This is a genomic window from Tangfeifania diversioriginum, assembly GCF_900141875.1.
Lineage (GTDB): Bacteria > Bacteroidota > Bacteroidia > Bacteroidales > Prolixibacteraceae > Tangfeifania > Tangfeifania diversioriginum.
The window spans coordinates 81831-107333 of the sequence record NZ_FQZE01000001.1 but is presented as its reverse complement, the minus strand read 5'-3'; the positions used below and the strand labels follow the sequence as shown (position 1 = coordinate 107333).

Here is a 25503-nt window from a genome sequence, read left to right as displayed (position 1 = left end):
CTGAAATGACTTTCCGCAGAAAGGCCATCATCTGGTTTATCCTGTTTTGTATGGTGGCCGGCGGCATCCTGGCTTTTCGCTCCATCAGCAAGCTGGAAGACCCGGAGCTGGTGGTCATGCAGTCGCAGATTGTAACGGTTTACCCCGGCGCTTCGGCACACGAGGTGGAAATGCAGGTGACCAATATTATTGAAGAAGAATTGAATACGCTGGGCGATGTGGAAACCATCCGTTCGAAATCGATGCCTAATATTTCCATCGTGTCGGTGATGCTGGAGCTTACCGTTCCGCAGGATGAAATTGAGCAACGCTGGGATTTCCTCCGCCGCCGAATGAATGAAGTGGTGGCCAAACTGCCGGCAGGTGTGCAACCGCCGATGGTTTACGACGATTTTGGCGATGTATATGGCATGTTTTACGCCATGACCGGCGACGGCTATTCCTATAAGGAAATGAGTAAAATGGCACGTTTTATCCGGCGTGAATTGCTTGCGGTTGATGGCGTTGCCCGCGTGGAAACTTACGGCGTGCAGGAACCGGTTACCGAAATTGTTTTCACGCCCTCGAAGATGGGTGAGCTCGGCGTCTATCCTTTCCAGGTACTGTCCGCGCTGAGTGGCGAAAATTCGATGGTCTATCCCGGCGCACTGCAAACCGGCAACAAGCTGCTCCCGGTTTCGGTAAACGGGAAAATAGCAAGTGCCGATGATGTGGCCAACGTGATGTTAAAAGGCCTCGACGGCAGCCTGTTTAAACTTTCGGATATTGCCGAAGTAAACGAAGTTTATCCTGACCCGCCACGCAATACCATGCACCTGAACAACAAAGAAGCCATTGCCATTTCGCTTTCCATGGAATCGGGCGAAAACATTGTGGAGGTGGGCCGGCGCGTGGAAAAAAGGCTGGCCGAACTGCAAAAAAACATTCCGGTGGGCTACGAATTTGAAAAGGTGTTTTTCCAGCCCGACCTGGTGAACAATGCCATCAACGGATTCATGAAAAACCTGATTGCCTCAGTGCTGATTGTTATTGTGGTGCTGATGGTTTCCATGGGGTTACGCAGCGGTTTGATTATTGGTACCGGACTGGTGCTCACTATTCTGGCCACATTCCCCATTTTGCTGGCAGCGGGCGGAACCTTGCAGCGCATTTCACTGGGAGCTTTTATTGTGGCCATGGGAATGCTGGTTGACAATGCCATTGTGGTTATCGACGGAATTCTGGTAGATTTAAAAAAAGGGGTGAAATGGAAGAAAGCGCTCATCCACCCGGCCACGCGAACGGCCTGGCCGTTGTTTGGCGCCACGTTCATTGCTGTGGCTGCATTCCTGCCGGTTTTCCTGTCGCAGGATGCCGCCGGAACGTACGCCCGCGACCTGTTTGTAGTGCTTTGCATTTCGCTGTTTATAAGCTGGGCACTGGCTATGACCCAGGTTCCGCTATTTGCTGAAAAGTTATTGAAAAGAAGAAAGAAGAAAGATAACGAAGAACTGTATCACAGCTGGGGATACCGGAAATTCAGAAATATACTGGGCTTGCTGCTCCACTACAAATCCGTTACATTGATTGTTGCTGTTTTGCTGCTGGCGCTGGCAGGGCTTAATTTCAACAACATCAAAAAAACCTTTTTCCCCGATTTTAATTATAACCAGGTTTACATTGAATACCGGCTCCCGGGAGGTGCCGGCCCGCAAAAAGTGCAGGACGATTTGCATGAGATTACCGATTATCTGCTCTCACTCGACGAGGTAAAACAGGTGGTTTCCAGCCATGGGCAAACGCCCACACGTTACTGCCTGGTGCGGCCCATGGGCGAAGCAGCCGACAACTATGGCGAGCTGATTGTGGATTTCGAAGACTACGAAACCATGATGCGGATGAAATCGGTACTGAGCGATTATCTGCACAACAACTATCCAGACGCCCGCTCCCGCATCAAAAAATACAATCTCTCCATTAAAGCATCGCACACGGTGGAGGTGGAATTTACCGGTCCCGACCCGGAAGTGCTGCGCGATTTAAGTAGCCAGGCCCAGGAAATTTTCAGAAACAATCCGTATGCAGATCCATATACCATTGAGGATGACTGGGAACCGATGGGGCAGGCGCTGACAGCAAATTATGCGCAACAATCGGCACGAAGAGCCGGAACTACCCGCTCCGATGTGAGTAATGCCATTTTATCTGCCACCGAAGGATTGCCTATTGGCGAATATTTCGAAGGGCAGACCCGCGTGGGTATTGTTATGAAACTGCGCAACAACGATGGTTCACGCATTGAAAACCTGGAGGATATTCCGGTGTGGAGCATGATGCCCAACCTTTCGGGGGTGGATGAAAGCACGGTGCAGGAGTTGATGACCGGAATAAAATCGGTGGATGAACTGACTGGCGAATTGGTTCGTCCTGTTCCGTTGAGTGCCGTAACACAGGGCGTTGACCTCGACTGGAGGGAGCAGGTGGTTCGCCGGGTAAACGGCCAGCGGGCTATCCAGGTTCAGTGCGAACCACTGGAAGACTATAGTCCGGCACTGGTGCGCAAAACCATGCTGGAAGACATTAAAAACATCCCGCTTCCCGATGGGTATAAAGCAGTTTGGGTAGGCGAACATGAACTGCAGGGCGATGCGCTGCACAACATTTTCAGGTACCTTCCCATTTCCATTATGCTCATCATCCTCACGCTTATTTTACTTTTCAATGATTTCAGAAAACCCCTGATTGTACTGAGCTGTATTCCCATGGCATTTATCGGGATTGTACCCGGAATGATTCTGGCCGGACAACCGTTTACCTTTATGGCTATTATCGGTTCTTTTGGTTTGATGGGGATGATTGTAAAAAATGCCATTGTGCTGCTCGATGAAGCTGAAACGCTCATTGCCGCGGGAGCTGAAAAATACCACGCCCTTATCGATGCCACCATTTCGCGTACCCGCCCGGTGCTGCTGGCATCGTTTACCACTATTCTGGGAATGATTCCGCTGTTGGGCGACCCCATGTACGCCAGTATGGCAGTGGCTATTATCAGCGGGTTGCTGGTGGGAACACTCATCACTCTGGTTTTTGTGCCCATTTTGTATGCGGCATTTTATGGTGTAAAACGAATTAAAGAACCTGAAACAACAGAATTACCATCATGAAGACAATTAAATATATAACACTTATTATTTTTCTCATTTCCTGGTTGCCTGGAACAAGCCAGGAACAAATGACTTTGCAGCAGGCCCGGGAAATGGCGCTTCGGAAAAATGAGAATCTGAAAGTTGCCGCAAAACAAATAGAGAAAGCTGAAGCACAAAAAGCTGCTGCCCGCACATTGCGCTTGCCCTCGCTTTCGGCAACCGGCATGGGCATCTATCAGAATAAAGATTTTGAGATGGAGCTGACTTTGCCTACTCAAAAACCCAATCCGATGACCGGCGAACTGGAACCCAATATCATGACAAATCCTGAAACGGGCGAACCGGTGATTGGACCCGACGGTAACCCGGTTTTTAACATGTATGCCTGGCTGCCGCTGAATGTGAGTCTGAGTGGGGCTTACCTGGCAGGTGTTGCATTGGAGCAACCCGTTTTTACCGGAGGGAAAATAAGCGCCGGCAACAAAATGGCCGATATCGGCATTGAAATGGCCGACGAAAACAAAACACTTCAGCAGATGAACACTATCGCTGAAGCCGACAATGCCTACTGGACCTACATTTCGGTAACCCAAAAGGTGAAACTGGCGCAACAGGCGGTGGACATGCTGGAAGAGCTGGTGGAAAAAGCCCGGGATGCGCACGAAGTGGGCATGTCGAGCCGGAATGATTTGCTGAAAGCGCAGGTGGAATACAACAATGCAAAACTCAATCTGCAAAAAGCCAAAAACGGCCTCGAACTCAGCCGCATGGATTTGTGCCGCGTAACTGGACTGCCGTTTGGTACAGCAATTACTGCGGTTGATACAACCGTTTCGGTAAACCGACCGCTGGATTTGGCAGCAGAAAATGAAACGGTGAACCAACGTCCGGAGTACCAGTTGTTGCAAATGAACATCGATCTGCAGGAACAACAAATTAAGATGACAAAAGCCGATTTTTTGCCCACCGCCGGAATTCAGGCGGGGTACAATCATATCGGTGGAATTGATTTTGGCGGAACCGATTTTTCAAACACCAGTCTGAATGTGCTGGCTTCGGTGAAGATTCCCATTTTTCACTGGGGAGAGGGAGTGAAAAAAATCAATGCTGCCAAAATTGACAAGGAAATCCAGGAACTTGAACTGGAAAAGAACAAACAATTGCTGCAACTGGAAACCGAGCAGGCCCGGCTGAACCTGCAACTGGCCTGGGAGCGCATTCAGCTAAATGAAACCGCACTGGAACAAGCTGAAGAAAACCTGCGGGTAACCCGCGATAATTACGAGGTGGGAATGGAAACCATCACTGAATTTCTGATTGCGCAAACCCAGTGGCAGGAGGCTTTCAGTGAGCTTATCGATTCCAAAGCTGATATCAAAATGAAAGAAACTGCCTGGCTGAAAGCCACGGGAAATTTGGCTATTTCACCAGCTGACTCGAAGTCAGCTGGTGAATAAAGCAGCGTACAAAACTATTGAGCAGGTGATCCGCCGGCTGGCAGACACCAGCTCAACAAAAAAACAGTAATTTTGGACAAAAGCAGAAATAAAAATATGAAGCACAGCGAACTCCACTTTTTAAGCCGGCTTTCGGCTTACACCTGGCAAAGTGTGCTCATCAGGCTGATGCTGGTGAGTGGTGTGGGATTACTGTTCTTTTTTCTGTCCGTTAAAATTGCAGGCAACACTTCCATTCAGGTTACCACGCTGGAATATTTTCAGGTGGTGCTCATTTTTAATATTATAAGCGAAATGAACGTACTCGTTGACCATCTTGCTGAGCGGTTCCTGCCCATTCCCGAAAAATTCACCTCGCGTGTGGTGTTGCATTTTTTTGTCAGTCTGCTGCTCGCTGTTGCCGTGGTTTTTTATTTCTCAAAAATTATAAAAGAGACCTATTTTTTCTCGCATCCCATCGTTCAACTGATGATGCTTTTGGGCCTGATTTTCATTTTTATCCTTATCCTGGTTTCGGTAACGCTCCGCATCATCGAAAAGTGGATTTATTCTGTACGGCAACTGGAGGAGCTGAAAAGCATGAAACTGAAAAGCGACTACAATTCTTTGCAAGCCCAGTTAAATCCGCATTTTTTGTTCAATAATTTGAGTGTGCTGAAATCGATGATTACGTTCGACCCGGATTCTGCCGTTCATTTCACCCAGAATTTTACTGATGTTTATCGCTACGTGCTGCAAAGTAAGGACAAAGAAACGGTGAAATTGTCGGAGGAACTGGAATTTCTTGAAGCCTATTCATCCCTTCATAAAGAACGGATGGGCGAGGCATTTGATGTAATTACCGAGGTGAGCGAAACGGCTCTGAAAAAAGAGATCCCGCCGCTGGCCCTGCAACTGCTGGTTGAAAATGCGGTGAAACACAACATTGCGGTTAAAGAAGAACCGCTTGTTATTCGAATAAAATCGAATGTTGAAACGCTCAGTGTCAGCAATAACGTGAATTTGAAGGAATCTGTCTTTTCCGAAAAAACCGGCCTGGAAAACCTGAAAAAACGTTATGCCCTGCTCACCGACCAACCGGTGAAAGTGATTTCGTGCGATAAAAAATTTGAAGTGGAAATTCCTTTGCTATGAATCAAGCCATTAAAATAATTCTGATTGAAGATGAACCCTACAACCTCCGGCTGTTACAAGAGATGATAAAAATGCTGCGACCCGGCTGGGAAGTGGTGAATACTTTTGAAAGTGTTAAAAGCAGTGTGGACTGGCTACGCAAAAAACCGCATCCCGACCTGTTTTTCATGGACATCCAATTGGCCGACGGGCTCTGTTTTTCCATTTTCGACCAGGTGGAAATAAAAAGCATGGTGATTTTTACCACTGCCTACGACAATTACGCCATCCGCGCTTTTAAAGTGAACAGCATAGATTACCTGCTGAAACCGTTTAAAGAGAAGGATTTACAAGCCGCCATTGAAAAATTTGAGAATTTCAAAAAACTAACCGGCGAAGACAATATGAATCCGAACTATTCAGAAATTTTGGAAGCCATTCGGAGCGGAGAAAAAAAATACCGCAAACGGTTTCTGGTTTCCAAAGGAGCTGCTTTTTACAAACTCCCGGTAGAAGATATTGCGTACTTTTTCAGCGAAAACCGCATTACCACCTCCGTTACTTTCAACCGGCAAAACCATGTTGTTGATTTTTCGCTGGAAGCCCTGGAGGAACAGCTCGACCCCGAAACTTTTTTTCGCGTGAACCGGCAACTGATTGTCAATATTCAGGCTATCGAAAAAATTGAAAACTATTTTGGCGGAAAACTCAAAGTGCGCCTGAATCCGCCATTTACCGCGGAAGTTGTGGTGAGCCGCATGAAAGCCATGAATTTCAAGGATTGGGTAGGTCGGTGAATCTTTTTCAGCATAATCCAGTTAATTTTTTTCATAAAAAACATCCAACCCCAAAAGTTCTAAAATAATCAGAACTTTTATTTATCTTTGTAATTAAAAAATGCAGTGTTAGGTTTTGAGAGTCATCAATAAACATATTTTAGCGAAACTGGTTCGTAAAAACCGTGGCAATAAAAAATTGATGAATGCCGTACTTCAATTGATTGATGATATTGAGAACGCCCAGTGGCAAACACCTCATGATTTAATTGCAAACAGGCCAGATGCCGACCACGTTTTTGGCGGCGAATTTTATTTTTTTGAAATTGAAATTCACAGAACGCTGATTTTAATTGAGTTTGAAGAGAACGGCGAAGCAACAATTGTTTGGGCGGGGAGTCACGACGACTATGAACGCACTTTCAAAAATAACCGACGGATAAAAAAAAATGGCTGAAAGCAAACAGTTGGATTTAATCAACAAAACGGAAAGCGATGAAAGATATAATGAACATCAAAGAGATTGACAATATTGCACGGTTGGAAAACGAATATGATTTACAAAAAGCATCACTGCTTGAGCGCAAGCTTCGGCTGATGGCTGATGAAAATCCGGAATTAAAAGCCATACGAAAGAAACTACGCAGTTTAATTAAAGACTACGAAGACAGGAACTGGTATGATTTTGAAAAAGTTACTGATCCACAAATTGAATCGTCTGATAAAGCTGAAGAAATCGTTCAAAATGAAGAAGCTTTCATCAGAAGAAGAAAAGCTGCTATTCGAAAAAAGCTTAAAGAATTCGATATGACACAACAGGAACTCGGTGTTTTACTGGGTCATCCTAAATCTTATATGAGTGAGCTGATTAATGGTGTTTCTCATTTTACACTGAAAGATTTAATTATCATCCACCGAATTTTTGGAATCAGCTTAAAAACATTGATTACAACCTATTTACAATCGGGAACCAGAGAAAAAGTGAGGGAGTCTATCAACAAACTGAATAAGCCAAAATTAAAATTGAGAAAAAATGAAATGGCCTGATATCATTTTCTAAACACATAAATCATCGAACTGCATCTTTTCTTATTCACCAAACTGTTCAGCCACGAAATTTTTCCGTGCATCAAACCTTTGAACAAGGCAAGTTTTGATTTTTTGTATTTTTCGCTGAGGAGCGAAACATAAAAAGAATCGAATGGCATGCTGTGTACAGATTGGAGCCGGAACCCGTGTTTTTCACCAAAAAGTTTCATCTGCTGCGGGCCGAAATGCCAAAGATGGCGGGGCACATCCCAGGCAGCCCAGAATTCTTTGTAATGGCGGGCATCGTATGATGTGTGGTTCGGAACGGCGATTATCAATTTCCCATTAGGTTTTAAGAGGCTGGAAAAAGTCTGCATATTTTCATTCAGCCGGTGAATGTGTTCCAGCACGTGCCAAAGCGTAATGGCATCAAAACTTTCGTTTTCAAACTGAAAAAGCTGCTCCGGCTCATTAATCTCCAGTCCGAATTCTTTTTGTGCAAAAGCCCGTGCATCGCTACTTTTCTCGGTTCCGGAAACCTGCCAGTCGTGGGTTTTCATCTCATTCAGGAAAAAACCGGTGCCGGTTCCCACATCCAAAATGTGACCGGCTTTCAGTCCGGTTACTTTTTCAACCAGCCGGCTTTTGCGGCCGAGCATGTAGTTGCGCACCTGGTGATAAACGGAATTTACAAGGCCTTTTGAGGTGTTGGAATGGGAGATGTATTCTTCGCTCTGGTAATATTTTCCTATTGATTTTTCATCCCCGGCATTGACTGTAAATTTAAATTCGCAGCCTGAACATTCCCGGATTTCAAACTGCTCACCTGACACAAAAAAATCGGTGCAGGTGATAAACGATTTAAATTGATTACTGCCGCAAACCGGGCATTGCTGAATGTTATAAACTGCCATTTCGAAAATTTTGGCGAAAGGTAAATAATATTTTCCCGCTGAAAGCGCAGATAAGCGCTGATTCTTCAGCAATTCTATCTGCGATAATCAGCGGCAACAAAAAATAATGAAGGGATCTATTTGATCTTGAAACGTGCCGTAATCTGATACGAAATGGTGATGTTTTGCACCTCCTCCACACTTTCGTACGCCCTGTCGGCAGCCATCATACTTTTGACCATGTAGGGGCGGACAGAACCGTCATTCAGTTCGGTGATGGAAAGTACTTCGCCCAGTTCCTCACCCAGACTTTCAACCAGATAGGCCGCTTTTTTACGCGCATTTTTCAAGGCATCGGTTTTTACCTGTCTTCGGAACTTTTCGATTTCAGAGTGGCTCATTTGCCCCACATTCAGCGAGCGGATTCCTTTGGCATCCACCAGCGAGGTGAGTTGGTTTACTTTCGAAAAATCGGTAATTTTTACTTCAAGGTTTTTGCTGAATAGAAACTCTTTACCCTGCTGCCGCCAGTAGTTGCCCATTCCGCGTACCCTGATATCTTCTTTTTCAATTCCGGCTTTGCGCAGGCTTTTAATCAGGTCGTCTTCAATTTTGGCAAGTGGTACTTTGGTTTTGTAATCTTCAGGTTCTTTATTTTTCTGAAATTCTTCCTCAAAATATTCCTGAATTGTAATCGAGAGCACCATTTCATCGGGCTGCACTTCCATTTCGGCACTGCCGCGTACTTCAATAAAACGATTTTCTTCGGTGTTCTGTGCTGAAACCGAGAAGGCAAAAAACAGAATAGTGATTAAAAGTAAATTTTTCATGACAATATGATTTAAAACAGAAACAGCTGTCAAAAACAATACCAGTTTTCTGACAGCTGCTGAGAATTTATAGTCCCCGCACCTGATTTGTGGCGGGCTAATGATTTCTTAGATAATTAACATGGCATCGCCATACGTACCAAAACGGTAATTTTCTTTCATGGCTACGTCGTAGGCTTCCATCACAAAGTCGTAACCTCCAAAAGCGGCCACCATCATCAGGAGGGTGGAGTAGGGCAGGTGGAAATTGGTAATCATGCTGTTGGCTACGCTGAACTCATAAGGAGGGAAGATAAATTTATTTGTCCATCCTTCGAAAGGTTTCAGGAAACCTTGTGTTGAAACTGAACTTTCGAGTGTGCGCATTACCGTGGTTCCTACAGCGCAAACATTTTTGCGGTTTTCTTTTGCATGGTTTACTGTCTCGCAGGCTTCTTCTTTAATCCAGATTTGTTCCGAATCCATTTTATGTTTGGTAAGGTCTTCCACATCAACACTGCGGAAATTACCAAGCCCAACGTGAAGCGTTACAAATGCAAATTCGGCTCCTTTAATTTCGAGGCGTTTTAACAACTCGCGGCTGAAATGCAGACCCGCAGTAGGTGCAGCCACAGCTCCCTCGTGTTTGGCAAAAATAGTTTGGTACCGCTCTTTGTCTTCCGGCACTACCGGGCGGTTTATGAATTTGGGAAGCGGTGTTTCACCCAGGCTGTACAATGTTTGTTTAAATTCATCATAGGGCCCGTCGAACAGGAAACGCAGTGTGCGACCACGCGAAGTAGTGTTGTCGATTACTTCTGCCACGAGGGCGTCGTTTTCGCCAAAATAAAGTTTATTGCCAATTCTTATTTTGCGTGCCGGGTCAACCAGTACATCCCACAACCTCATTTCACGATTAAGTTCACGTAGCAGGAAAACCTCGATTTCGGCTCCGGTTTTTTCTTTATTGCCGTATAAACGTGCCGGAAATACTTTAGTGTCGTTAAAAACAAAAACGTCTTTGTCGTCAAAATAGTCGAGAATATCTTTGAAACTTTTGTGTTCAATAGTGCGTTTTGCCCTGTTTAACACCATTAACCTCGATTCATCTCTGTTATAGGCGGGGTGTAATGCAATTTTTTTCTCATCTAAGTTGTACTTGAATTTCGATAACTTCATGGGCAACTATTTTTATATTTCTTTGATTTATAATTTATTAACTTTCAAATTTTTTGTTCAGGCAAGGTTTTCCTGGTTTTAAGGAGTCACCTTATACGCAGTAACTTTTAATTTGTTACAAATGAATTAATGTTTTTCAGGAAATAATCAATGTTTAGTGCATCTTCTACTTTAAAATCACCAATTTTTGTCCTTCTTAATTCTGTTAAATAAGCTCCACATTTTAACTCTTCTCCAATGTCTCTTGCAAGGGCCCGTATATAAGTTCCTTTGCTGCACTTTATCCTGATTGTGGCAAACGGCAAATTAAATGATTCTGTAACAATTTCAGTTATAACAATTTTCCGGGGTTGAAGTTTTAGCTCTTCGCCGTTCCTTGCATAGTTAAAAGCCCTTTTCCCTTTTACTTTTATTGCGGAATAAATGGGGGGAATTTGTTCGGTCTCTCCGCTGAATTTCTGCAACGTATCTTCAAATTGACTGCGTGTAATATTTTCATAGCTTTTCGAGCTGTCTTCTTCGGTTTCTTTGTCGAATGAGGGAGTGGTTGCTCCCAGTTTAATTGTGGCCAGGTATTCTTTTTCTTTGTCCTGAAAAGATTCGATTTGCTTGGTAGCTTTGCCGGTGCAAAGTATCATTAATCCGGTGGCCAAAGGATCGAGCGTGCCTGCATGGCCGACTTTCATTTTTTTGATTCCCATTTCCCGGCACAGGGAATTGCGCACCCGTTGAACAAGGTCGAAAGAGGTCCATTTAAGGTCTTTGTCGAACAGCAAAACTTCGCCGCCCAAAAAATCGTACGTTTTTTTTAGGTGAGTCATGCGCAATGCGTTAACTTACAGTGTTTTGTGAAAATCCCTGAAATCAGGCTGCAAAGATAGCAATTAGCCCGATAATTAAGCAATAAATGGCGAAATAAATGAGTTTCCCTTTTTTTACGACTTTAATCATTAGCGAACAGGCCAGCAGACCGGAAATAAAGGCAGCCAAAAATCCAATAATCAGGGGGCCTGCCCCGGTAGCCAGTCCTTGTGATAAATCGCCATCTGCAATATCCAGCACAGCAGAGCCCAGGATTGGAACTAATACCATCAGGAAAGAAAACCGGGCCACTTCATCTTTTTTTGTTCCCAGTAACAAGCCGGTGGCAATGGTAGCGCCACTGCGCGAAATTCCCGGCATCACGGCCATTGCCTGTGCAATGCCAATAATAAACGATTTGCCCCAGGTAATCTGTTTTTCATGCTTTTTTGCGTAATGAGCGAAAGTGAGCAGGCTTGCAGTTACAAGCAGCATACTGCCTACCAACACCAGGTTTCCGGTAAAAAGCTGTTCAATTTGTTCGGCAAAAAAAAGGCCCAGTATAAGTACAGGAATTGACGAGAAAAGCAGTTTGGAAATGTACTTGGTCGATTCGTTCCACTCAAAGGCAAACAGGTCGGTGAGTAAATTCCAGATATCTTTCCGGAAAACTACCAGCGTACTCAAAACCGTTGCTACATGCACTACCACAGCAAAAAACAGGTGGCTTTCGGCATGAATGCCTAAAACGGCATGTCCGATTTCGAGATGTCCGCTTGAGCTAACAGGTAAAAATTCAGTGAGACCTTGTAGTAAGCCCAGGATTAGGGCCTGGATTTCATTCATCCTCAGAAAATATTAGTCGTTGTCTTTCGGTTTTTTCAGAATGGCGTAAATTTCGAAGATAAAACCGAACAGCAAAAGGAGTGGTGCCAGTGTAATTCTTCGGAAGCTGAATATTTCGGGATTGAAAACTTCAGGATCGTCGCTGCCGCCTCCTGTCATTAAAATAAAACCAACCACTATTACTGCGAAACCGATGGCCATAAGTTTGTAGTTTTCTTTGCCCAGAGCGAAACCGGTTTCTTTTATGTTATCTTTTTTTGCTATTTTTTTCTTCATAACAGGCGTAAAGATAATTAATAAAATTATTCATCAGGTTTCTACTCCGAAAATTTGTTTTGGGTACTGTTTGGGTTAAATATTATTTTGAGGTGCTATGAGTTTTGGCTAATTTTATTCCACGCAAAATTCGCAAAATAAAAGAATCGCTAAAATCGCAAAGAAAAAACAAATGACTGAGAATGACATTACTCAGTTGCTCACTTATCTGAAATTATCAGAAATAAAACCGGGACAACTAATAAATTTCAACTCTAAAACTTTGAAGGATAACATTCATCGGGTGGTCAATAATCTTTAAACTTCGCGTTTTTTGCGCAAATAATTTTGCGTGTCTTTGCGTGGACGATTTTACCAGTACTCAAAATAATATATAGCCATTGTTTGGCAGAGTTCTCCAAAAAGCAGTTTTGCCGCCACTAATTTTTGCAGTGGCACGAAAAGCTGACCTCAACTTCCGGGAAATAACCGGCAATGATTTTATTCCAGGTTTTTGTTCGTATTATTCTACCCTCAAACCTTCATGTATAAGTTATAGAGTTGGGTAATCGATTTTGGTTCGCCAATAATGGTCAGTACGTCGTTTTTGAGCAAACGAGTATTCCCGTTGGGAGCGAACGTGGTGCCGTTGCGTTCAACAAGTGCAACCAGCACATCCGAAGGATATTTTATTTCCTTGAGTTGTTTGCCAATCATATCTTCCTGTTCGGTGCCGGGCAACAACTGGAGCGTGATATAGCGTTCGTTATGCAGCAGGTATTCTTTAATTTTCCGTTGGCTTTTAAATGCAAGCATTTCAGATACAAAGTTATCCCGCTCAATAACATCAACAAGTCTGGACAACATGCGGAGTTGCTGCCGTGGTTCTTTCGACGGATTGACCAGGAAAAAGAATATCCGGATGGTATCTTCTGAGGTTATGCCATTTTTTGAAACCGGTTTAACTATGCCTTCATCAGAAATAACAATGTGCAGCGACGGGTGGTCGATTCCCTTCTTTTTGGCGAAAAGAATGGATATTTCAGGGATTATGAGAGCAGGTTCTATGCTGGAAGCCTGGAGGAATTCACTGACCAGTTCAGATTTTGTCACATGCATTTCTGCCGAAAAAATTCCGGAAACATAGTTGAGCAGGTGATCGAAGTCGGTTTTGTTTTCCGAAAAAGTAATGCGTGACCTGATGATAGTTTCGTCGAAAGGATCGCCTTTTCGCAGGCCTTTTTCTTTTATAATGCTCATGAACTCATTTTCAATTCCGGCATACTGGTATTTCCCAAGCAGGGCAAACCAGTGGAAAATGGCTCCCTCGCGTTGTACCCGAACGCGGGCGTAATATTTATACCATAAAACGCCGGCCAAAATAATGGCCGATGTGAAAAGAATAGCCATCCAGCCCATATAAACAACAAGTACCAGCGAAATTACCATTCCGGCAATTTGCATGTAGGGGTAAAATGGGGTTTTGTAGCCAGGATCGTACGATTCAATATTGCTTTTTCTGAAAACAATTACTGAAAAGTTGATAAAGAAAAATATAAGCAGCTGAAAAGTACTGGCCAGTTTGGCAATGCCCTCTTCTGACAAAACAAGGATAAACAGCAAGATGAAAACAGTGGTAAGTAAAATGGCATGCACCGGAGTGCCCGTTTTTCCAACTTTTGAAAACATGGGCGGGAAAAGTTTATCGCGGCCCATGGCATAAGGGTAGCGCGAAGAGGAGAGCAGCCCGGCATTTCCGGTTGATGCAAAAGCTGCCATGGCGGCTCCGGCCATGAGGTAAGCGGCTGTGTTGCCAGGCATCCAGGTAAAGAGTTTCTTTACTGCTGTGGCGGCCGGTGCCAAATCGTTGGCAAAATCGTCGGGCGGAATAACCGATACCATTATAAATACCCCCAGAAAATATACGAGACCTGTTACCAGCAACGAGAGTATCATGCCAAGCGGGATGTTGCGCTCGGGGTTTTTTATTTCTTCGGCCACACTGGCAATTTTTGTTAACCCCAGGTACGAAACAAAAACAAATCCGGCAGTTACAATGAGGCCTTCGAAACCATTGGTGAAAAACGGCCGAAAGTGGTCGTTGGAACGCGGAATATCAATTTTGTCGGACAGAAAAACATTGTACAGCCCGTCGATGATAAATGTTCCCAGCACTACCATCAGGAAGGTAACGAAAAATTTTTGGAGTCCGGTTGATTTTTTAGCTCCGAAGAGGTTCAGTGCCATAAAAAACAGGGTGGCCATAATGGCAATGGTTTTTATGGGCACATCCCAGAAAATGGCAGCGTATGCACCAATACCAATTATGGCAAACGCCGATTTCAACATCAGGGCAAAGTAAGTTCCCAATCCGCCAATGGTTCCAATTAACGGCCCCAGGCTGCGATCGAGAAAAAAATAGGCACCACCCGAACGTGGCAGTGCAGTGGAAATTTCGGCAATGCTGAACATAGCAGGTAGAATTAGCAATCCGGAAACCAGATAAGCTAAAAAGACCGAGGGACCTGTGTATTGTGACGCGAGACCGGGTAAAAGAAAAAATCCGGAGCTGAACATCGCCCCGGTGCTGATGGAAAATACATCGTAAAGTCCCAGCTCTTTTTTTAGTTTGCTTTTTGCCATATACCGATAACAGCTAAAATCCCATTTCGTTTATATCAGAATACTCAGAAATGGATTTATAAATATACATTTTTTAAATTTTGGTGTTCAGTACTTGCGGTTTTTTAATTCGCTGATTATTTTTTCCACAATATCTTCCAGTTGTTTCAGTTCGTGTCCTTTTTTCAGCTTTACTTTTTTATTAAAACCTTTTTCATACACCTCTTTCAGTTTCCAGGTAAGATGGTCGATGGGGCGAAGCAGATAGAGCGGTAAGAAAATTAACAGCGCGCACAACAAGGCGAGCCCAGTAATTCCCACATTTTTCTGAAGAGACAAAACCCGTTCTGCATGTTCTCTGATGTCGTCGTTTTTTTCTTCAAGAGATTCCGCATTCATTTGGTAAATATCAAGAATTTCTTCGCGTACTTCCCTGAAAAGTCGATTGTATTCATTCCAGAAAAAGGGTTGTTCCCTGGCCACAAGGTAATGCCGGTAGGCATCGAATGATTCCCTAAGGTCATTGGTAAGCTGCAGTTCTCCGGGTTCGGTAATATTGTCAACTTGCAGGTCAAGCGGTTCTTCAAAGGCTTCCAGTTTTTCAATTATCCGTAGCGTTTGGCCTGCTACCGAATCTTCGCTCAGGCCTTGTGCAACAATCACATTTATATCATTTAGCAGCCTGAGCATGTGGAATGTATGTTTTAGTGAAGCATAATTGCTCGTTAATAATGAATCAGATTTTTTTACGATACTCTGATTGGTGCCCATGTTCACCATCATTATGCTGTATGAAATCAGAAAAATTATTCCGATCCCAATCATCAGCTTGGTTTTAATTTTTCTCATGGTTGCAATTTTTATTGTAATATACCATTTATTCTTTATTCCTTATTCACCAAAACGATAGCCAATTCCCGATTCGGTAATTAAAAGTGAAGGTTTTGATGGATTGTCTTCGATTTTTTTTCGCAACTGGGCCACAAACACCCGCAAATACTGGGTTTGCTCTATGTACTTGTATCCCCAAACCTCTTTAAGAATATACTGGTGGGTGAGTACCCGTCCCCTGTTTTTGGCCAGCAAAAGCAGCAACGAAAACTCCGTGGCGGTCAGTTTTAACATTTCATTGTTTTTCCGCACCACGTGGCTGGTGCAGTCGATGGTTAACGAACCGAAGGTAATCACTGCAGAATCGGCCATTTCGTTTTCCGACCTTAGCGCTGCCCGGATGCGTGCCAGCAGCTCTCCGGTTCTGAATGGTTTGGTCAGGTAATCGTTGGCTCCGTTATCCAAAGCTTTTATGATATCTTCTTCCGAATCGCGTACCGAAAGAATGATGACCGGTTTCTGATACCATTCCCGCAGTTTTTTCAAAATTTTCTGGCCGTCGGTATCGGGTAACCCCAAATCGAGTATAATTAGCGAAGGTCGGTGTGTGGCAGCATCAATCAAACCATCCCTGCCGTTTATCGACTGAATGACTTTATAACCACTTGCCGAAAGCGTGATTTCAAGCAACCGGCGGATTTGTTTTTCGTCGTCAATAATCAGTATGGTATCTTCTTCATTCATTGCCAGTCTCCTGTAAATTTTTAATGTCGGGTTCTTCTGTCGGAATCCTGATGGAAAACTTAGCGCCGCCCTCATCGCGGTTTTCAATGGAGATTGTTCCGCTATGCGCTTCAACAAAACCTTTGGCAATGGATAATCCCAGGCCCAGGCCTCCGGTTTTATTCTCGTTCACCCTGAAAAATTTCTTAAAAACCAGGCTGATCTCTTTTTCGGAAAATCCAGGTCCGTTGTCGCTCACTTCAATTAGCATGGTTTGGCTGGAGTAGCTGATGGAAAGCAGGATGTCGGATGCCGGTGGTGCATATTGAGTTGAATTAATCAGCAGGTTGTACAACACCTGTTCCATCAGGCCAAAATCAATTTTCACCAGCGGCATTTCTTCGGGCACATCAATTTTGAGGGTGAATGATTTAAGTTCATTTTTCAAATCATCGGCAACTTTGTTAACGAGGTCGTTCATATCGTACCAGTCGAGCCGTGCCGAGATGTGTCCGCTTTCGAGCCGTGAAATATTCAGCAGGTTTTCAATTAACCGGTTCAACCGGAGCGAAGCCGTGAAAATTTCGTTGCTAAGTGCCGACTGCATTACGGAAGAGTTGGATGAATTCAGCATGGAATCGGATGCGCCCATGATGGTTGCTACCGGAATTCGGAGTTCGTGCGAAATGGAGTTGAACAGCGTTTTATACAGCCGGTCCGATTCGTCTAAAAATCTTACCCGCTGGGCCATTTCCCCGAGGAACTCGCGTTCCAGCGCATTGGAAATTTGTACAAGAAAGGTGTCCCAGTACGATTGCTGGTCGGTTGTAAATTCATTTTCAAGCTTTACGATTACCACACCCGGGCTGACCCGGTTTCCTTGCAACGGGTAGATGGTGAAATCAATTCCCATCGGATGAGGCGAGAGCGCGCCGGCTTTTCTTGCATTCTTAAAAGCCCATTTGGCTGCATTGTATTCTTCAGGTGTCAGTTGTTTTTCTTTTTGCAAGCGGCCTGAATTTCTCAGGGTGTTTTCACCATCTTGTAAAATAAATAATGAATCGATATGAAAATGGTTTCTGATTTCATTAATGGCCACCTTCAATACCTCGTTTATTCCACTGGCTTTCGAAAGTTCTTTGGTTAACTGAAACAGTGCATTGGTGCGCTTTTCGCGGTCGCGTACCAGTTTTTCCTGTTTGCGTACGCGTGTGGTTAACACACCGTTTACCAGTGCAATTATAAAAAAGAGGCCAAAAATTAAAATGTCTTCAGTTTTTTCAATATGAAACGTGTAGTGAGGCGGAATGAAAAAGAAATTCCAGAAAATAGCACTCAGCGTGGAAGCCAGCAAAACGGGGCCGGTCCCCATAAAAGTGGCCAAAATGGAGACTACAAAAAGCAGGATAAACGAAACCACATGGTAGTTTTGCGTATTGGCCAGCGGGGCACACAGCAATGCTGTTCCTCCGGTAATTAACGCCGCCAGGAGGAAGTGGTTAATTTTTTGCTTTTTGTTCCTGTTTAGTTCCATTCTTTTTCTGACTGAGGACACTAAATTTTATCAAATGTAATTATAGCAACCGTTAAATTATTATTCTTTCCAAAAATTCGGGGTAAATAGAATGAGTACGGTATAAATTTCCAATCGCCCTAAAATCATCAAAAAAGTCATCGTTAATTTTGCAATTCCTGTTAAATGGGCAAAATTGGCTGCTGGCCCCACCGTTCCAATTCCCGGCCCGATACCCGCCATGGCGGTTGCGGCAGAACTTGCTGCAGTTGCCCCGTCAAGTCCGGTTAAGGCCAGCACGGCGGACCCAATTGCAAAAACAGCAAGGTAGGTGAATAAAAAGGACTGAATGTTTTGATTGGTTGATTCTTTAATCACATTTCCATTCAGCTTCAAAGGGATAACCGCACGGGGATAGGCAGATTCCCGGAAAAATCGCCGGATGTTTTTAAAGAACAACAGGTGCCGTGCCATTTTTATGCCACCGGCGGTTGAGCCTGTACTCCCGCCCAGGAACATGGCAAAAAAGATGATTAACCAGGCAAACTGTGGCCAAAGCAGATAATCGGCTGTGGCATATCCGGTGCAGGTTACAATGGAAATAACCTGAAAAAACGATTCGCGGAATGATTCTTCAATCGGTTTGCCGGCTTTAAAAAACAGCGATAGTGTAATGATAAAACCTAAACCAAACACTACCAGCAGGAAAAACCGGATCTCTTCGTTCGCTTTAATTTTTTTGAATTCCCGTTTTACCAAATAATAGTGGATAACGAAATTCATTCCTCCCAGGAGCATAAATAGCATCACCACATACTGAATGTAGGGACTGTAGCCTCCAATGCTGGTGTTTTTGGGTGAAAAACCTCCTGTGGCTACTGTGCCAAAGGCATGGCAAACACTTTCGAACAGGTTCATTCCGCCAGCCAGCAAAAAAACCGTTTCTGCAGCGGTCAGGGTTACATAAATGTACAGTAGCCGCTGTCCCACTGATTTTATTTTTGGCTGGATTTTATCCTGGAAAGAAGATTCAAGCGTAAACAAGTGGTAGCCTCCTTCCTGGAGTGAAGGCATAACAACTATAAACAACACCACAATACCAATTCCGCCAATCCAGTGAGTTAAACTGCGCCAGAACAAAATGGATTTTGGCAGCGATTCAATATTGGTTAAAATAGACGATCCGGTGGTGGTAAACCCGGAAGCTGACTCAAAAAATGCATTGATAAATGAAGGGATGGCCCCAGAAATAATGAAGGGCAGGCTGCCTGTCAGGCTAATATAAAACCAGGCAACAGTTACGGATAAAAATGCTTCTTTGCGGGTGATCACTTCATTTTTACCCAGGTTTCTGCTGAGAAAATACATAATCAACCCAACCGCAATAGAAAACAGGGAGGTGATTACAAACGGCCCGGCGTTCTCATTGAACAGAAATGCTATTCCCACAGTGATAAGCAATGCACCTGAAACAATGAAAGAAATCCGGCTTGCTACTTTTGCTATCAGTTTGATATTTAAGACCTGGGCCATTTATTGTCTTTTCAATTTTACCTAAAGCAAATTTGAAACAGATTTCATAAACACTACATAAAATATTGGCCGGCGGGTATAAAGATTTTATAAAGATTATGAGGGAGAAGTACACTGCATTGCTCGATACACATTTTTTGTACATTTGCTATTCAGCCGATTTAAAACCAGTTTATAGGAGCGAAAAATGGATTCCAACGAAAGACGACAACAGGTGGAAGACCTTCCCATTTACAAAAAGGGGGAAGAGATTTATCAAATGACCCGGAAAATCTGCGATTTATTTCCAGAAGATAACGAACACCTGCAATTTATTAAAGGGCAAATACTTTCGGATGCCGGAATGCTCACGGCAAAAGTTGCTGGCGCCGAGGGCGGTGATTTGTATGACCTACGAATGGAAGCGGCGGCAATTATCCGCAAAGCCGCCCGCGACCTGATGGTTTCCAACCATTCGCTGGAAATGTTCGGATTTGAGGAAGTGGAATATTTCGACATTGTGCGGGATTTGATTGAAGAGTACCGCCTGCTGTTTATTGACTGGGTGGCTGGTTTCGACCAGTGGAATTACATTATCGACCGCTGGGGGCTGTTTAACCCGCCCGGAGTTGGCCCGTTCGACAAAGATCCCGACGACGATATTCCGTTTAATCCCGATGACTTTTTCGGTGAAGATGATTAATTTTTAAAATGAGAAAAAATAATGATAATCGCCACACGTAGATACAATAGTGTGTTTTTTAAATTATTTGCCCAATTGTTTTCATCGGGAGGAACATTTTTTCACTATCCGGAAGCTGCTCAAAACCATATTTTTTATAAAATGCAACAGCTTTTTCATTAATTGGATCAACCACCACAGCCATTGCTCCAATGCTTTTGTTCGACAATTTATAACTCCTGAACAGTGCATCCAAAAGGAGGTGTTCTCCAAGTCCGGCTCCTTTTACCCTGATATCTCTTGCAAGCCGACCTAATAAAATAACCGGAGCATTGTAGTTTTTAGGTACCCGTTTTAAGTATTTATCGGGGATTAATTCCCGGCCAAGACTTTCACTTGTTAATGTGTAATAACCTATTACATTATAATCATTGTCAACTGCAACAAAACAGATTACAAGCCTTTTTCGAATATCCTGACTAACCTGTTTCCTGATATATTCAGTCAAGGTATCTTCTTCACAAGTGAAGTCTTTTCTGTTGTGCTTTTTTTTTAAAAGTTGAATTTTCACAATAAATCCGCCTGAGATTTATATTTTTCAGCTGCTTCAATTAATTTCGAATTTGGCTTGCTATCTCCAAACACAGTTTTAAAAAAAATATTCCTGTCTCTTTCACTTGCAATTACCGTGTCATTTTTAGCAACAATTTCTTCAGCTTCCTTTTTAACAACGCGGACAATAAAACTGCTAAAAGATTTATCTCCACTTAATTTTTGAGCTTTTTGAAAAATTCGTTTATCATGGGGAGATATTCTTATTTCAATTCTTTCATCTTTATTTAGTTGTGCTTGCATAATAACTTTTTTTACAAATGTACGGCAATTTGTCGTACAATCCAAGTTTTTCTAAGTACACCACAACAGGATAATGAAATGAAGCCAGTTTAAGAAATTTTTTTTGACTGAATTAAACAGGGTGGATAATCAATGGGAATTATTTGTTTCAGTTCACTGTCCATTCATGCAGTCCTGTAGAATATTCCTCCTGCAACTGTACTTCCAGCTTCATGGCCGAGGTGGTAACCGGCGAAAAAACAACCCGGTTCAATTCATCTTCCATGAGCGGATAAGGCGTTTCGGCATCCACTTCCACCCATTTTTGTCCGCGTTTGTAGTAGAGTTTGTACCACTCGGGCAGGCCGCAACCGCCATTTGGGATATCTTTCAGCCAGTACAACCCGCATTCCGAAATGGTTGCCGGTGCTTTAAAATTGTAAATTACCCAGTGGGTTTCGTTTGTTGCCGGCCACCAGTGGTAAAGCGTGTGGCTTTTGTCGGCCGAATGTTCTGGCAGAAGCTGGTCGTTAATCCCGCGCAGCGCATTGGTTGCCAACGAGGCTTCAACATCACTTTCGGAGGCGATGGAAGGCAATGGCTTGGGAAGGGCCGATTTTTCGGATGTGGGAATCCAGACGGCCATTTGTCCTTTTCCGCGGTGCGCCCAGGCATAATAAGGAATGGCTTTGAATTCACGTGGGTAAGTTTCAGTTTCTCCTTCACTGCTTACTGTTTTTGTGCCCAGTGCATCACCCAAAATTATATTTACTCCACCCAGTTTTTCCGGTTGAAAGGCATACGAAAGTTCTGCGTTTTCCTGCAAAACCAGGCTTAAAATATCCGGGTCATCATAATCGGCCCATTCGGTACAATAAACCAGCGGCCCCAGCTGAAGTGCCATTTTTTCCCAATCGTCTTCAATATTCGGGTGGGCTATTATTTTCCTGATTTCATACGGAAATTCGATTTCAATTTTGTCGCCTGCTTCCCAGTTTTTTGCAATTTCAGCATACCCGTTTTTTGTTTCAGGCGAAACTATTTCGCCATTCACCTTAAAAACGGTGGATGAGGATGGTTGATTCATAAATGAGTACAAATCGCCCGGGACAGGATTTTTGGAAGCCCAGCCCGGAATGCGGATCAGTAAATTTGCTTTGGTGTTATTTTCGGGCTCAACCGCAATTGTCACCTCTCCGTTCCAGGGCATGTTACTTTCCTGCGAAATTTTTAGTTGCCCGTTTTGCGTTTCAAACGTTGTGGAGCCGGGAACAAAAAGGTTAACATACAGGTCGCTTCCGTTTTGGGCGTAAATGTAGTTGGGCATCGACGGGATAAATCGCGAAATATTCGACGGGCAGCAGGCGCATCCGAACCATTCGCTGCGTTCGTGCTGGCCCCTCGATTCCAGCGGGTTGGGGTAAAAGAAATGGTCGCCGCTGAGCGAAACGCCCGACAACACATTGTTGTACAGCGACCGCTCCAACACGTCGATGTATTTGGCATCGCCGGTCATCAGAAACATGCGGTGGTTCCAGAATACGTTGGCAATTGCCGCGCAGGTTTCGCAGTAAGCACGTCCGTTGGGCAGTTCATACTCTCCGCCAAAACCTTCGTGGCCACCCTCGGCACCAATTCCGCCGGTGATGTACAGCTTTTTATACACCACATCTTCCCAGATACTGTTGATGGCATCAATGTACTGTTGGTCGCCGGTGAGTGCCGCCACATCGGCCATGCCGGTCCACATGTAAGCCCCGCGCACCGAGTGGCCAACTGCTTCGGTTTGTTCCACCACCGGCAGGTGCGACTGGTTGTAGGTGGTTTTTTCACCGATCCCTTTTCCGCGGATGTCGAGAAAAAATTTGGCTAGGTCGAGGTACCTTTTTTCGCCGGTAACGCGGTAGAGTTTCACCAGCCCGATTTCAATCTCCTGGTGGCCGGGGAAGTTTTCAATTTTGCCGTACCCAAACTCCCTATCGACCAAATCGGCGCTTTTTATGGCAATATCCAAAATTTTTTGTTTGCCGGTTGCCTGGTAGTATGCCGTTGCTGCCTCATAAAAATGGCCCAGGTTGTAAAGTTCGTGGCTCAAATCATCCACCTTTTCCCAGCGTTCTTTTCCAATCCAGTCGTGGCCGTTTTCGCCCATAATTGTGCGGTTGGTAAACAGGTAACCATCGTCTTCCTGTGCATCGTAAATCAGGTCAATCAGCGAGTCGATGGTGCTTTCCAGTTTTTCATCAGGGAACATTTGCAGCGAGTAAGCAGCGCCTTCAATAATTTTAAAAACGTCGGAATCATCAAAAGGGTAGGGCGAACAAAACTCCCCTTTCATATGGCCGCCGGCAATGGCAAAATTGTCTATGCGGCCGGTTTCATCGCTTTTTAGAATGGCAATGGGAATGGTTACATCGTGGTTGGTTTTTATGCGTTGCGACCAGAAATTATCCTCCACATTCACTTCGGTAAATGGGACAGGAGAAATGGGGTACTCCTTATTTTGTTGGTTTGAACAGGCGTAAAAAAGAATAAAGACAGCTATGAACAGAAACAGTTGGCGCATGATTTAATTTTATAGATTGAAAAACAAATTTAATTATTTCTTTTTAGGTAATATCAGTTTGATTATCTCATAATAAATTTTGTATCTTTATATAAAGACATGTGATGAGGAAAAGAATATACGTTGACACTTCAGTTATTGGCGGATGCTTTGACAAAGAATTCAAAATTTGGTCGAATCAATTGTTTGATGAATTTATAAAAGGAGAAAAGGTTGCTGTGATATCTGACACAACTTTAAGAGAACTTGAGCTTGCTCCTGATAATGTTAAAAGCAAAATTGAAGAAGTCCCAGAAAGTAATATTGAGTACTTGTTAACAGAAATTGAAGCAGAAACATTGGCTGAATTATATATTAATGAAAGAGCCATTACCAGAAGATTTTATGAAGACGCTTTACATATTGCGAATGCAACATTACAAAATGTACATGTTTTGGCAAGTTGGAATTTCAAACATATTGTAAATCTTGACAGAATAAAGAAGTATAATGGTGTAAATTTGAAACATGGATATACTCTTCTGGAAATACGAACACCAAGAGAAATTTTAAAACCTGAAGAAAATGAAGAATAATGAAAAGGATTTTGATGCAGTAAAAATGATGAGAGATATCAGATGTCAGTTACATGAAGAATACGAAAGGAATCCTAAAAAGCGAAAAGCTGATTTGGAAAGAATCAGGAAAAAGTATATGAGAACAACCATTAGCAGGTGACCCATTATAATATTTTTAACAAATTTACGCGGTTATTCTTTCAATCCTGCCACTGCATGGTATGCATTTTTGGGGTTTCTTTCGCGGTCGAACAGCAGCGGATAATTTGTGCGGCCACGTACCGGAAAATTATTTTTCCACGATTGGGCGTCGGTTGTTCCCCAAAAAGTAACCCTGTCGATTTTATCGCGGTGTTTCAGAAATAGTTTGAACAAATCCTCGTACCGCTTTGTGAGTTTATCGTCAATTTTGGGTGGTAAACCTTCGGTGTACGGATTAAGTTCTTCAGAATAATCTGCCCTGTTGGAAATTTCGGCCGAGCTCGACCATCTACTGGGGAGCACGTCCACATCGAGTTCTGTGATATGCACCCGTAACCCTGTTGAAGCAAAGGCTTCAATGCTGGCTTCTATTTCAGTAATGTCAGGTGAGTCCAGGCTGAAATGTCCCTGCATTCCTATGCCATGAATGGGTACCCCTTTTTTCTGAAAATCTTTTACCATTTTCACTACAAAATCACGACGTTTGGGATTAACCATTCCATAATCGTTATAGAGCAGATGACAATCGGGGTCGGCTTCATGGGCCAAATGAAAAGCTTTGTCCATAAATTCAGGGCCTGCGATTTCGAACCAGGGACTTTTACGCCAGCCATCCTCAGGCGTTACCGATTCATTTACCACATCCCAAGCATTTATTTTTCCTTTGTATCGGTCAACCAGTGTTGAGATGTGGTTTTCCATCCGTTTGAGTAATATGTTTTTACTTACGGCGTTCCCGCTCTCATCCTGGAAAATTGTGTGGGGCACCTGGCTGTGCCACACCAAAACATGACCCACTATTTGCATGTTGTTTTCCAAACCGAATTCCACAAACCGGTCGCCAATATCGAACCGCCACTCGTTTTCAGCGGGGTGTACCCGCGACCATTTGAGTGCATTTTCGGGGGTAATAGAATTGAATTCGTGTTTAACAAGGTCAAGCAGTTCGGTGTCGTTTTGTGAAAATGTCCAGCCACTAACAGCTGTTCCAATTGTGAAATCGTTTTCGTACAGTTTGCCCAATCCTGTGTTTTCTGCTGCTTTGTGCCATGCTGCAGCTTTTAAGGTTGCCAGGCCACCCAGGGCTAATGATGTAGTTCCGATAAAACGTCTTCTTTTCATTTTTAGTTCGGTTTCAATTTTTACTCTGCCATTATAAAATTGCTACAAGTTATTAAT

The 25503-nt window shown here is 43.6% G+C and carries 25 protein-coding genes; 10 read left to right on the top strand and 15 right to left on the bottom strand.

Translation table 11 applies throughout. The features are described from left to right. Positions 1-5 precede the first annotated feature (5 nt). The 6 genes from BUC07_RS00515 to BUC07_RS00490 all read left to right on the top strand — a co-directional run bounded on the left by BUC07_RS00515 (position 6) and on the right by BUC07_RS00490 (position 7518). The gene (locus tag BUC07_RS00515) at positions 6-3143 is read left to right on the top strand and encodes an efflux RND transporter permease subunit (protein WP_175552435.1); all 3138 of its coding nucleotides are present in this window, start codon (positions 6-8) and stop codon (positions 3141-3143) included. After that, complete coding sequence (locus BUC07_RS00510) at positions 3140-4582, top strand: TolC family protein (RefSeq protein ID WP_073163948.1); 1443 nt, start codon at positions 3140-3142, stop codon at positions 4580-4582. The genes BUC07_RS00515 and BUC07_RS00510 overlap by 4 nt, the downstream gene beginning before the upstream one ends. Before the next feature lie 96 nt (positions 4583-4678). Further along, complete coding sequence (locus BUC07_RS00505; RefSeq protein WP_073163945.1) at positions 4679-5716, top strand: sensor histidine kinase; 1038 nt, start codon at positions 4679-4681, stop codon at positions 5714-5716. Then, positions 5713-6492: a LytR/AlgR family response regulator transcription factor gene (locus BUC07_RS00500; protein WP_073163943.1), complete on the top strand. Its 780-nt coding sequence runs from the start codon at positions 5713-5715 to the stop codon at positions 6490-6492. Before BUC07_RS00505 ends, BUC07_RS00500 begins: the two co-directional genes overlap by 4 nt. Positions 6493-6673: 181 nt before the next feature. Further along, positions 6674-6928, top strand: coding sequence for a type II toxin-antitoxin system HigB family toxin (locus tag BUC07_RS00495; RefSeq protein ID WP_245792582.1), 255 nt, complete (start codon positions 6674-6676; stop codon positions 6926-6928). 38 nt (positions 6929-6966) lie between these two features. After that, on the top strand, positions 6967-7518 hold the full coding sequence (locus tag BUC07_RS00490; protein ID WP_073163940.1) for a helix-turn-helix domain-containing protein: 552 nt from the start codon (positions 6967-6969) through the stop codon (positions 7516-7518). A 2-nt stretch (positions 7519-7520) separates the two neighbouring features. Here the strand turns inward: BUC07_RS00490 and BUC07_RS00485 are convergent, their stop codons facing one another. From BUC07_RS00485 to BUC07_RS00460, 6 genes are all read right to left on the bottom strand, one after another. Next, the gene (locus tag BUC07_RS00485; RefSeq protein WP_073164350.1) at positions 7521-8414 is read right to left on the bottom strand and encodes a class I SAM-dependent methyltransferase; all 894 of its coding nucleotides are present in this window, start codon (positions 8412-8414) and stop codon (positions 7521-7523) included. Between the two features lie 116 nt (positions 8415-8530). After that, a complete protein-coding gene (locus BUC07_RS00480; RefSeq protein WP_073163937.1) occupies positions 8531-9223 on the bottom strand; it encodes an SIMPL domain-containing protein in 693 nt (230 codons plus the stop codon). 108 nt (positions 9224-9331) lie between these two features. Beyond that, a complete protein-coding gene (gene queA, locus BUC07_RS00475) occupies positions 9332-10381 on the bottom strand; it encodes a tRNA preQ1(34) S-adenosylmethionine ribosyltransferase-isomerase QueA (RefSeq protein WP_073163934.1) in 1050 nt (349 codons plus the stop codon). 107 nt (positions 10382-10488) lie between these two features. Beyond that, the gene (truB, locus tag BUC07_RS00470) at positions 10489-11202 is read right to left on the bottom strand and encodes a tRNA pseudouridine(55) synthase TruB (protein WP_073163931.1); all 714 of its coding nucleotides are present in this window, start codon (positions 11200-11202) and stop codon (positions 10489-10491) included. Positions 11203-11245: 43 nt separating this feature from the next. After that, on the bottom strand, positions 11246-12028 hold the full coding sequence (locus tag BUC07_RS00465) for an undecaprenyl-diphosphate phosphatase (RefSeq protein WP_073163928.1): 783 nt from the start codon (positions 12026-12028) through the stop codon (positions 11246-11248). 12 nt (positions 12029-12040) lie between these two features. Further along, the gene (locus BUC07_RS00460) at positions 12041-12304 is read right to left on the bottom strand and encodes a DUF3098 domain-containing protein (RefSeq protein WP_073163925.1); all 264 of its coding nucleotides are present in this window, start codon (positions 12302-12304) and stop codon (positions 12041-12043) included. 145 nt (positions 12305-12449) lie between these two features. Here BUC07_RS00460 and BUC07_RS00455 point away from each other — a divergent pair, with 145 nt between their 5' ends. Continuing rightward, complete coding sequence (locus BUC07_RS00455) at positions 12450-12605, top strand: GxxExxY protein (protein WP_317039633.1); 156 nt, start codon at positions 12450-12452, stop codon at positions 12603-12605. Positions 12606-12817: 212 nt separating this feature from the next. On the opposite strand, the gene BUC07_RS00450 is transcribed toward BUC07_RS00455, so the two are convergent. The 5 genes from BUC07_RS00450 to BUC07_RS00430 form a co-directional block, all read right to left on the bottom strand. Then, positions 12818-14926 (bottom strand): amino acid permease, encoded by a 2109-nt coding sequence (locus BUC07_RS00450; protein WP_073163922.1) that lies wholly within the window; start codon positions 14924-14926, stop codon positions 12818-12820. Between the two features lie 87 nt (positions 14927-15013). Further along, on the bottom strand, positions 15014-15754 hold the full coding sequence (locus BUC07_RS00445) for a hypothetical protein (RefSeq protein ID WP_073163919.1): 741 nt from the start codon (positions 15752-15754) through the stop codon (positions 15014-15016). Positions 15755-15796: 42 nt separating this feature from the next. Then, a complete protein-coding gene (locus tag BUC07_RS00440) occupies positions 15797-16480 on the bottom strand; it encodes a response regulator (RefSeq protein ID WP_073163916.1) in 684 nt (227 codons plus the stop codon). After that, positions 16473-17993 (bottom strand): ATP-binding protein, encoded by a 1521-nt coding sequence (locus tag BUC07_RS00435; protein WP_073163913.1) that lies wholly within the window; start codon positions 17991-17993, stop codon positions 16473-16475. The genes BUC07_RS00440 and BUC07_RS00435 overlap by 8 nt, the downstream gene beginning before the upstream one ends. Positions 17994-18053: 60 nt before the next feature. Further along, complete coding sequence (locus tag BUC07_RS00430; RefSeq protein WP_073163910.1) at positions 18054-19505, bottom strand: TrkH family potassium uptake protein; 1452 nt, start codon at positions 19503-19505, stop codon at positions 18054-18056. A 187-nt stretch (positions 19506-19692) separates the two neighbouring features. Here BUC07_RS00430 and BUC07_RS00425 point away from each other — a divergent pair, with 187 nt between their 5' ends. Then, the gene (locus BUC07_RS00425; protein ID WP_073163908.1) at positions 19693-20187 is read left to right on the top strand and encodes a hypothetical protein; all 495 of its coding nucleotides are present in this window, start codon (positions 19693-19695) and stop codon (positions 20185-20187) included. A 58-nt stretch (positions 20188-20245) separates the two neighbouring features. Here the strand turns inward: BUC07_RS00425 and BUC07_RS00420 are convergent, their stop codons facing one another. The 3 genes from BUC07_RS00420 to BUC07_RS00410 form a co-directional block, all read right to left on the bottom strand. After that, the gene (locus BUC07_RS00420; RefSeq protein WP_245792581.1) at positions 20246-20674 is read right to left on the bottom strand and encodes a GNAT family protein; all 429 of its coding nucleotides are present in this window, start codon (positions 20672-20674) and stop codon (positions 20246-20248) included. Positions 20675-20733: 59 nt separating this feature from the next. Then, the gene (locus BUC07_RS00415) at positions 20734-21021 is read right to left on the bottom strand and encodes a type II toxin-antitoxin system TacA family antitoxin (RefSeq protein ID WP_073163901.1); all 288 of its coding nucleotides are present in this window, start codon (positions 21019-21021) and stop codon (positions 20734-20736) included. 148 nt (positions 21022-21169) lie between these two features. Next, complete coding sequence (locus BUC07_RS00410) at positions 21170-23566, bottom strand: glycoside hydrolase family 127 protein (protein WP_073163898.1); 2397 nt, start codon at positions 23564-23566, stop codon at positions 21170-21172. A gap of 104 nt (positions 23567-23670) precedes the next feature. Here BUC07_RS00410 and BUC07_RS00405 point away from each other — a divergent pair, with 104 nt between their 5' ends. Further along, the gene (locus BUC07_RS00405) at positions 23671-24141 is read left to right on the top strand and encodes a PIN domain-containing protein (RefSeq protein WP_073163895.1); all 471 of its coding nucleotides are present in this window, start codon (positions 23671-23673) and stop codon (positions 24139-24141) included. Next, on the top strand, positions 24131-24283 hold the full coding sequence (locus BUC07_RS20815; protein ID WP_175552434.1) for a hypothetical protein: 153 nt from the start codon (positions 24131-24133) through the stop codon (positions 24281-24283). The genes BUC07_RS00405 and BUC07_RS20815 overlap by 11 nt, the downstream gene beginning before the upstream one ends. A gap of 32 nt (positions 24284-24315) precedes the next feature. On the opposite strand, the gene BUC07_RS00400 is transcribed toward BUC07_RS20815, so the two are convergent. Beyond that, positions 24316-25446 carry an endo-1,4-beta-xylanase gene (locus tag BUC07_RS00400; RefSeq protein WP_073163893.1) on the bottom strand — a complete coding sequence of 377 codons (1131 nt, stop codon included), beginning with the start codon at positions 25444-25446 and terminating at the stop codon, positions 24316-24318. Positions 25447-25503 lie beyond the last annotated feature (57 nt).

Bases quoted from the DNA above. Each gene is read 5' to 3' on its own strand.
- BUC07_RS00515 (WP_175552435.1), top strand. From the start codon at position 6: ATGACTTTCCGCAGAAAGGCCATCATCTGGTTTATCCTGTTTTGTATG.
- BUC07_RS00510 (WP_073163948.1), top strand. From the start codon at position 3,140: ATGAAGACAATTAAATATATAACACTTATTATTTTTCTCATTTCCTGG.
- BUC07_RS00505 (WP_073163945.1), top strand. From the start codon at position 4,679: ATGAAGCACAGCGAACTCCACTTTTTAAGCCGGCTTTCGGCTTACACC.
- BUC07_RS00500 (WP_073163943.1), top strand. From the start codon at position 5,713: ATGAATCAAGCCATTAAAATAATTCTGATTGAAGATGAACCCTACAAC.
- BUC07_RS00495 (WP_245792582.1), top strand. From the start codon at position 6,674: ATGAATGCCGTACTTCAATTGATTGATGATATTGAGAACGCCCAGTGG.
- BUC07_RS00490 (WP_073163940.1), top strand. From the start codon at position 6,967: ATGAAAGATATAATGAACATCAAAGAGATTGACAATATTGCACGGTTG.
- BUC07_RS00485 (WP_073164350.1), bottom strand. From the start codon at position 8,414: ATGGCAGTTTATAACATTCAGCAATGCCCGGTTTGCGGCAGTAATCAA.
- BUC07_RS00480 (WP_073163937.1), bottom strand. From the start codon at position 9,223: ATGAAAAATTTACTTTTAATCACTATTCTGTTTTTTGCCTTCTCGGTT.
- queA (WP_073163934.1), bottom strand. From the start codon at position 10,381: ATGAAGTTATCGAAATTCAAGTACAACTTAGATGAGAAAAAAATTGCA.
- truB (WP_073163931.1), bottom strand. From the start codon at position 11,202: ATGACTCACCTAAAAAAAACGTACGATTTTTTGGGCGGCGAAGTTTTG.
- BUC07_RS00465 (WP_073163928.1), bottom strand. From the start codon at position 12,028: ATGAATGAAATCCAGGCCCTAATCCTGGGCTTACTACAAGGTCTCACT.
- BUC07_RS00460 (WP_073163925.1), bottom strand. From the start codon at position 12,304: ATGAAGAAAAAAATAGCAAAAAAAGATAACATAAAAGAAACCGGTTTC.
- BUC07_RS00450 (WP_073163922.1), bottom strand. From the start codon at position 14,926: ATGGCAAAAAGCAAACTAAAAAAAGAGCTGGGACTTTACGATGTATTT.
- BUC07_RS00445 (WP_073163919.1), bottom strand. From the start codon at position 15,754: ATGAGAAAAATTAAAACCAAGCTGATGATTGGGATCGGAATAATTTTT.
- BUC07_RS00440 (WP_073163916.1), bottom strand. From the start codon at position 16,480: ATGAATGAAGAAGATACCATACTGATTATTGACGACGAAAAACAAATC.
- BUC07_RS00435 (WP_073163913.1), bottom strand. From the start codon at position 17,993: ATGGAACTAAACAGGAACAAAAAGCAAAAAATTAACCACTTCCTCCTG.
- BUC07_RS00430 (WP_073163910.1), bottom strand. From the start codon at position 19,505: ATGGCCCAGGTCTTAAATATCAAACTGATAGCAAAAGTAGCAAGCCGG.
- BUC07_RS00425 (WP_073163908.1), top strand. From the start codon at position 19,693: ATGGATTCCAACGAAAGACGACAACAGGTGGAAGACCTTCCCATTTAC.
- BUC07_RS00415 (WP_073163901.1), bottom strand. From the start codon at position 21,021: ATGCAAGCACAACTAAATAAAGATGAAAGAATTGAAATAAGAATATCT.
- BUC07_RS00410 (WP_073163898.1), bottom strand. From the start codon at position 23,566: ATGCGCCAACTGTTTCTGTTCATAGCTGTCTTTATTCTTTTTTACGCC.
- BUC07_RS00405 (WP_073163895.1), top strand. From the start codon at position 23,671: ATGAGGAAAAGAATATACGTTGACACTTCAGTTATTGGCGGATGCTTT.
- BUC07_RS20815 (WP_175552434.1), top strand. From the start codon at position 24,131: ATGAAGAATAATGAAAAGGATTTTGATGCAGTAAAAATGATGAGAGAT.
- BUC07_RS00400 (WP_073163893.1), bottom strand. From the start codon at position 25,446: ATGAAAAGAAGACGTTTTATCGGAACTACATCATTAGCCCTGGGTGGC.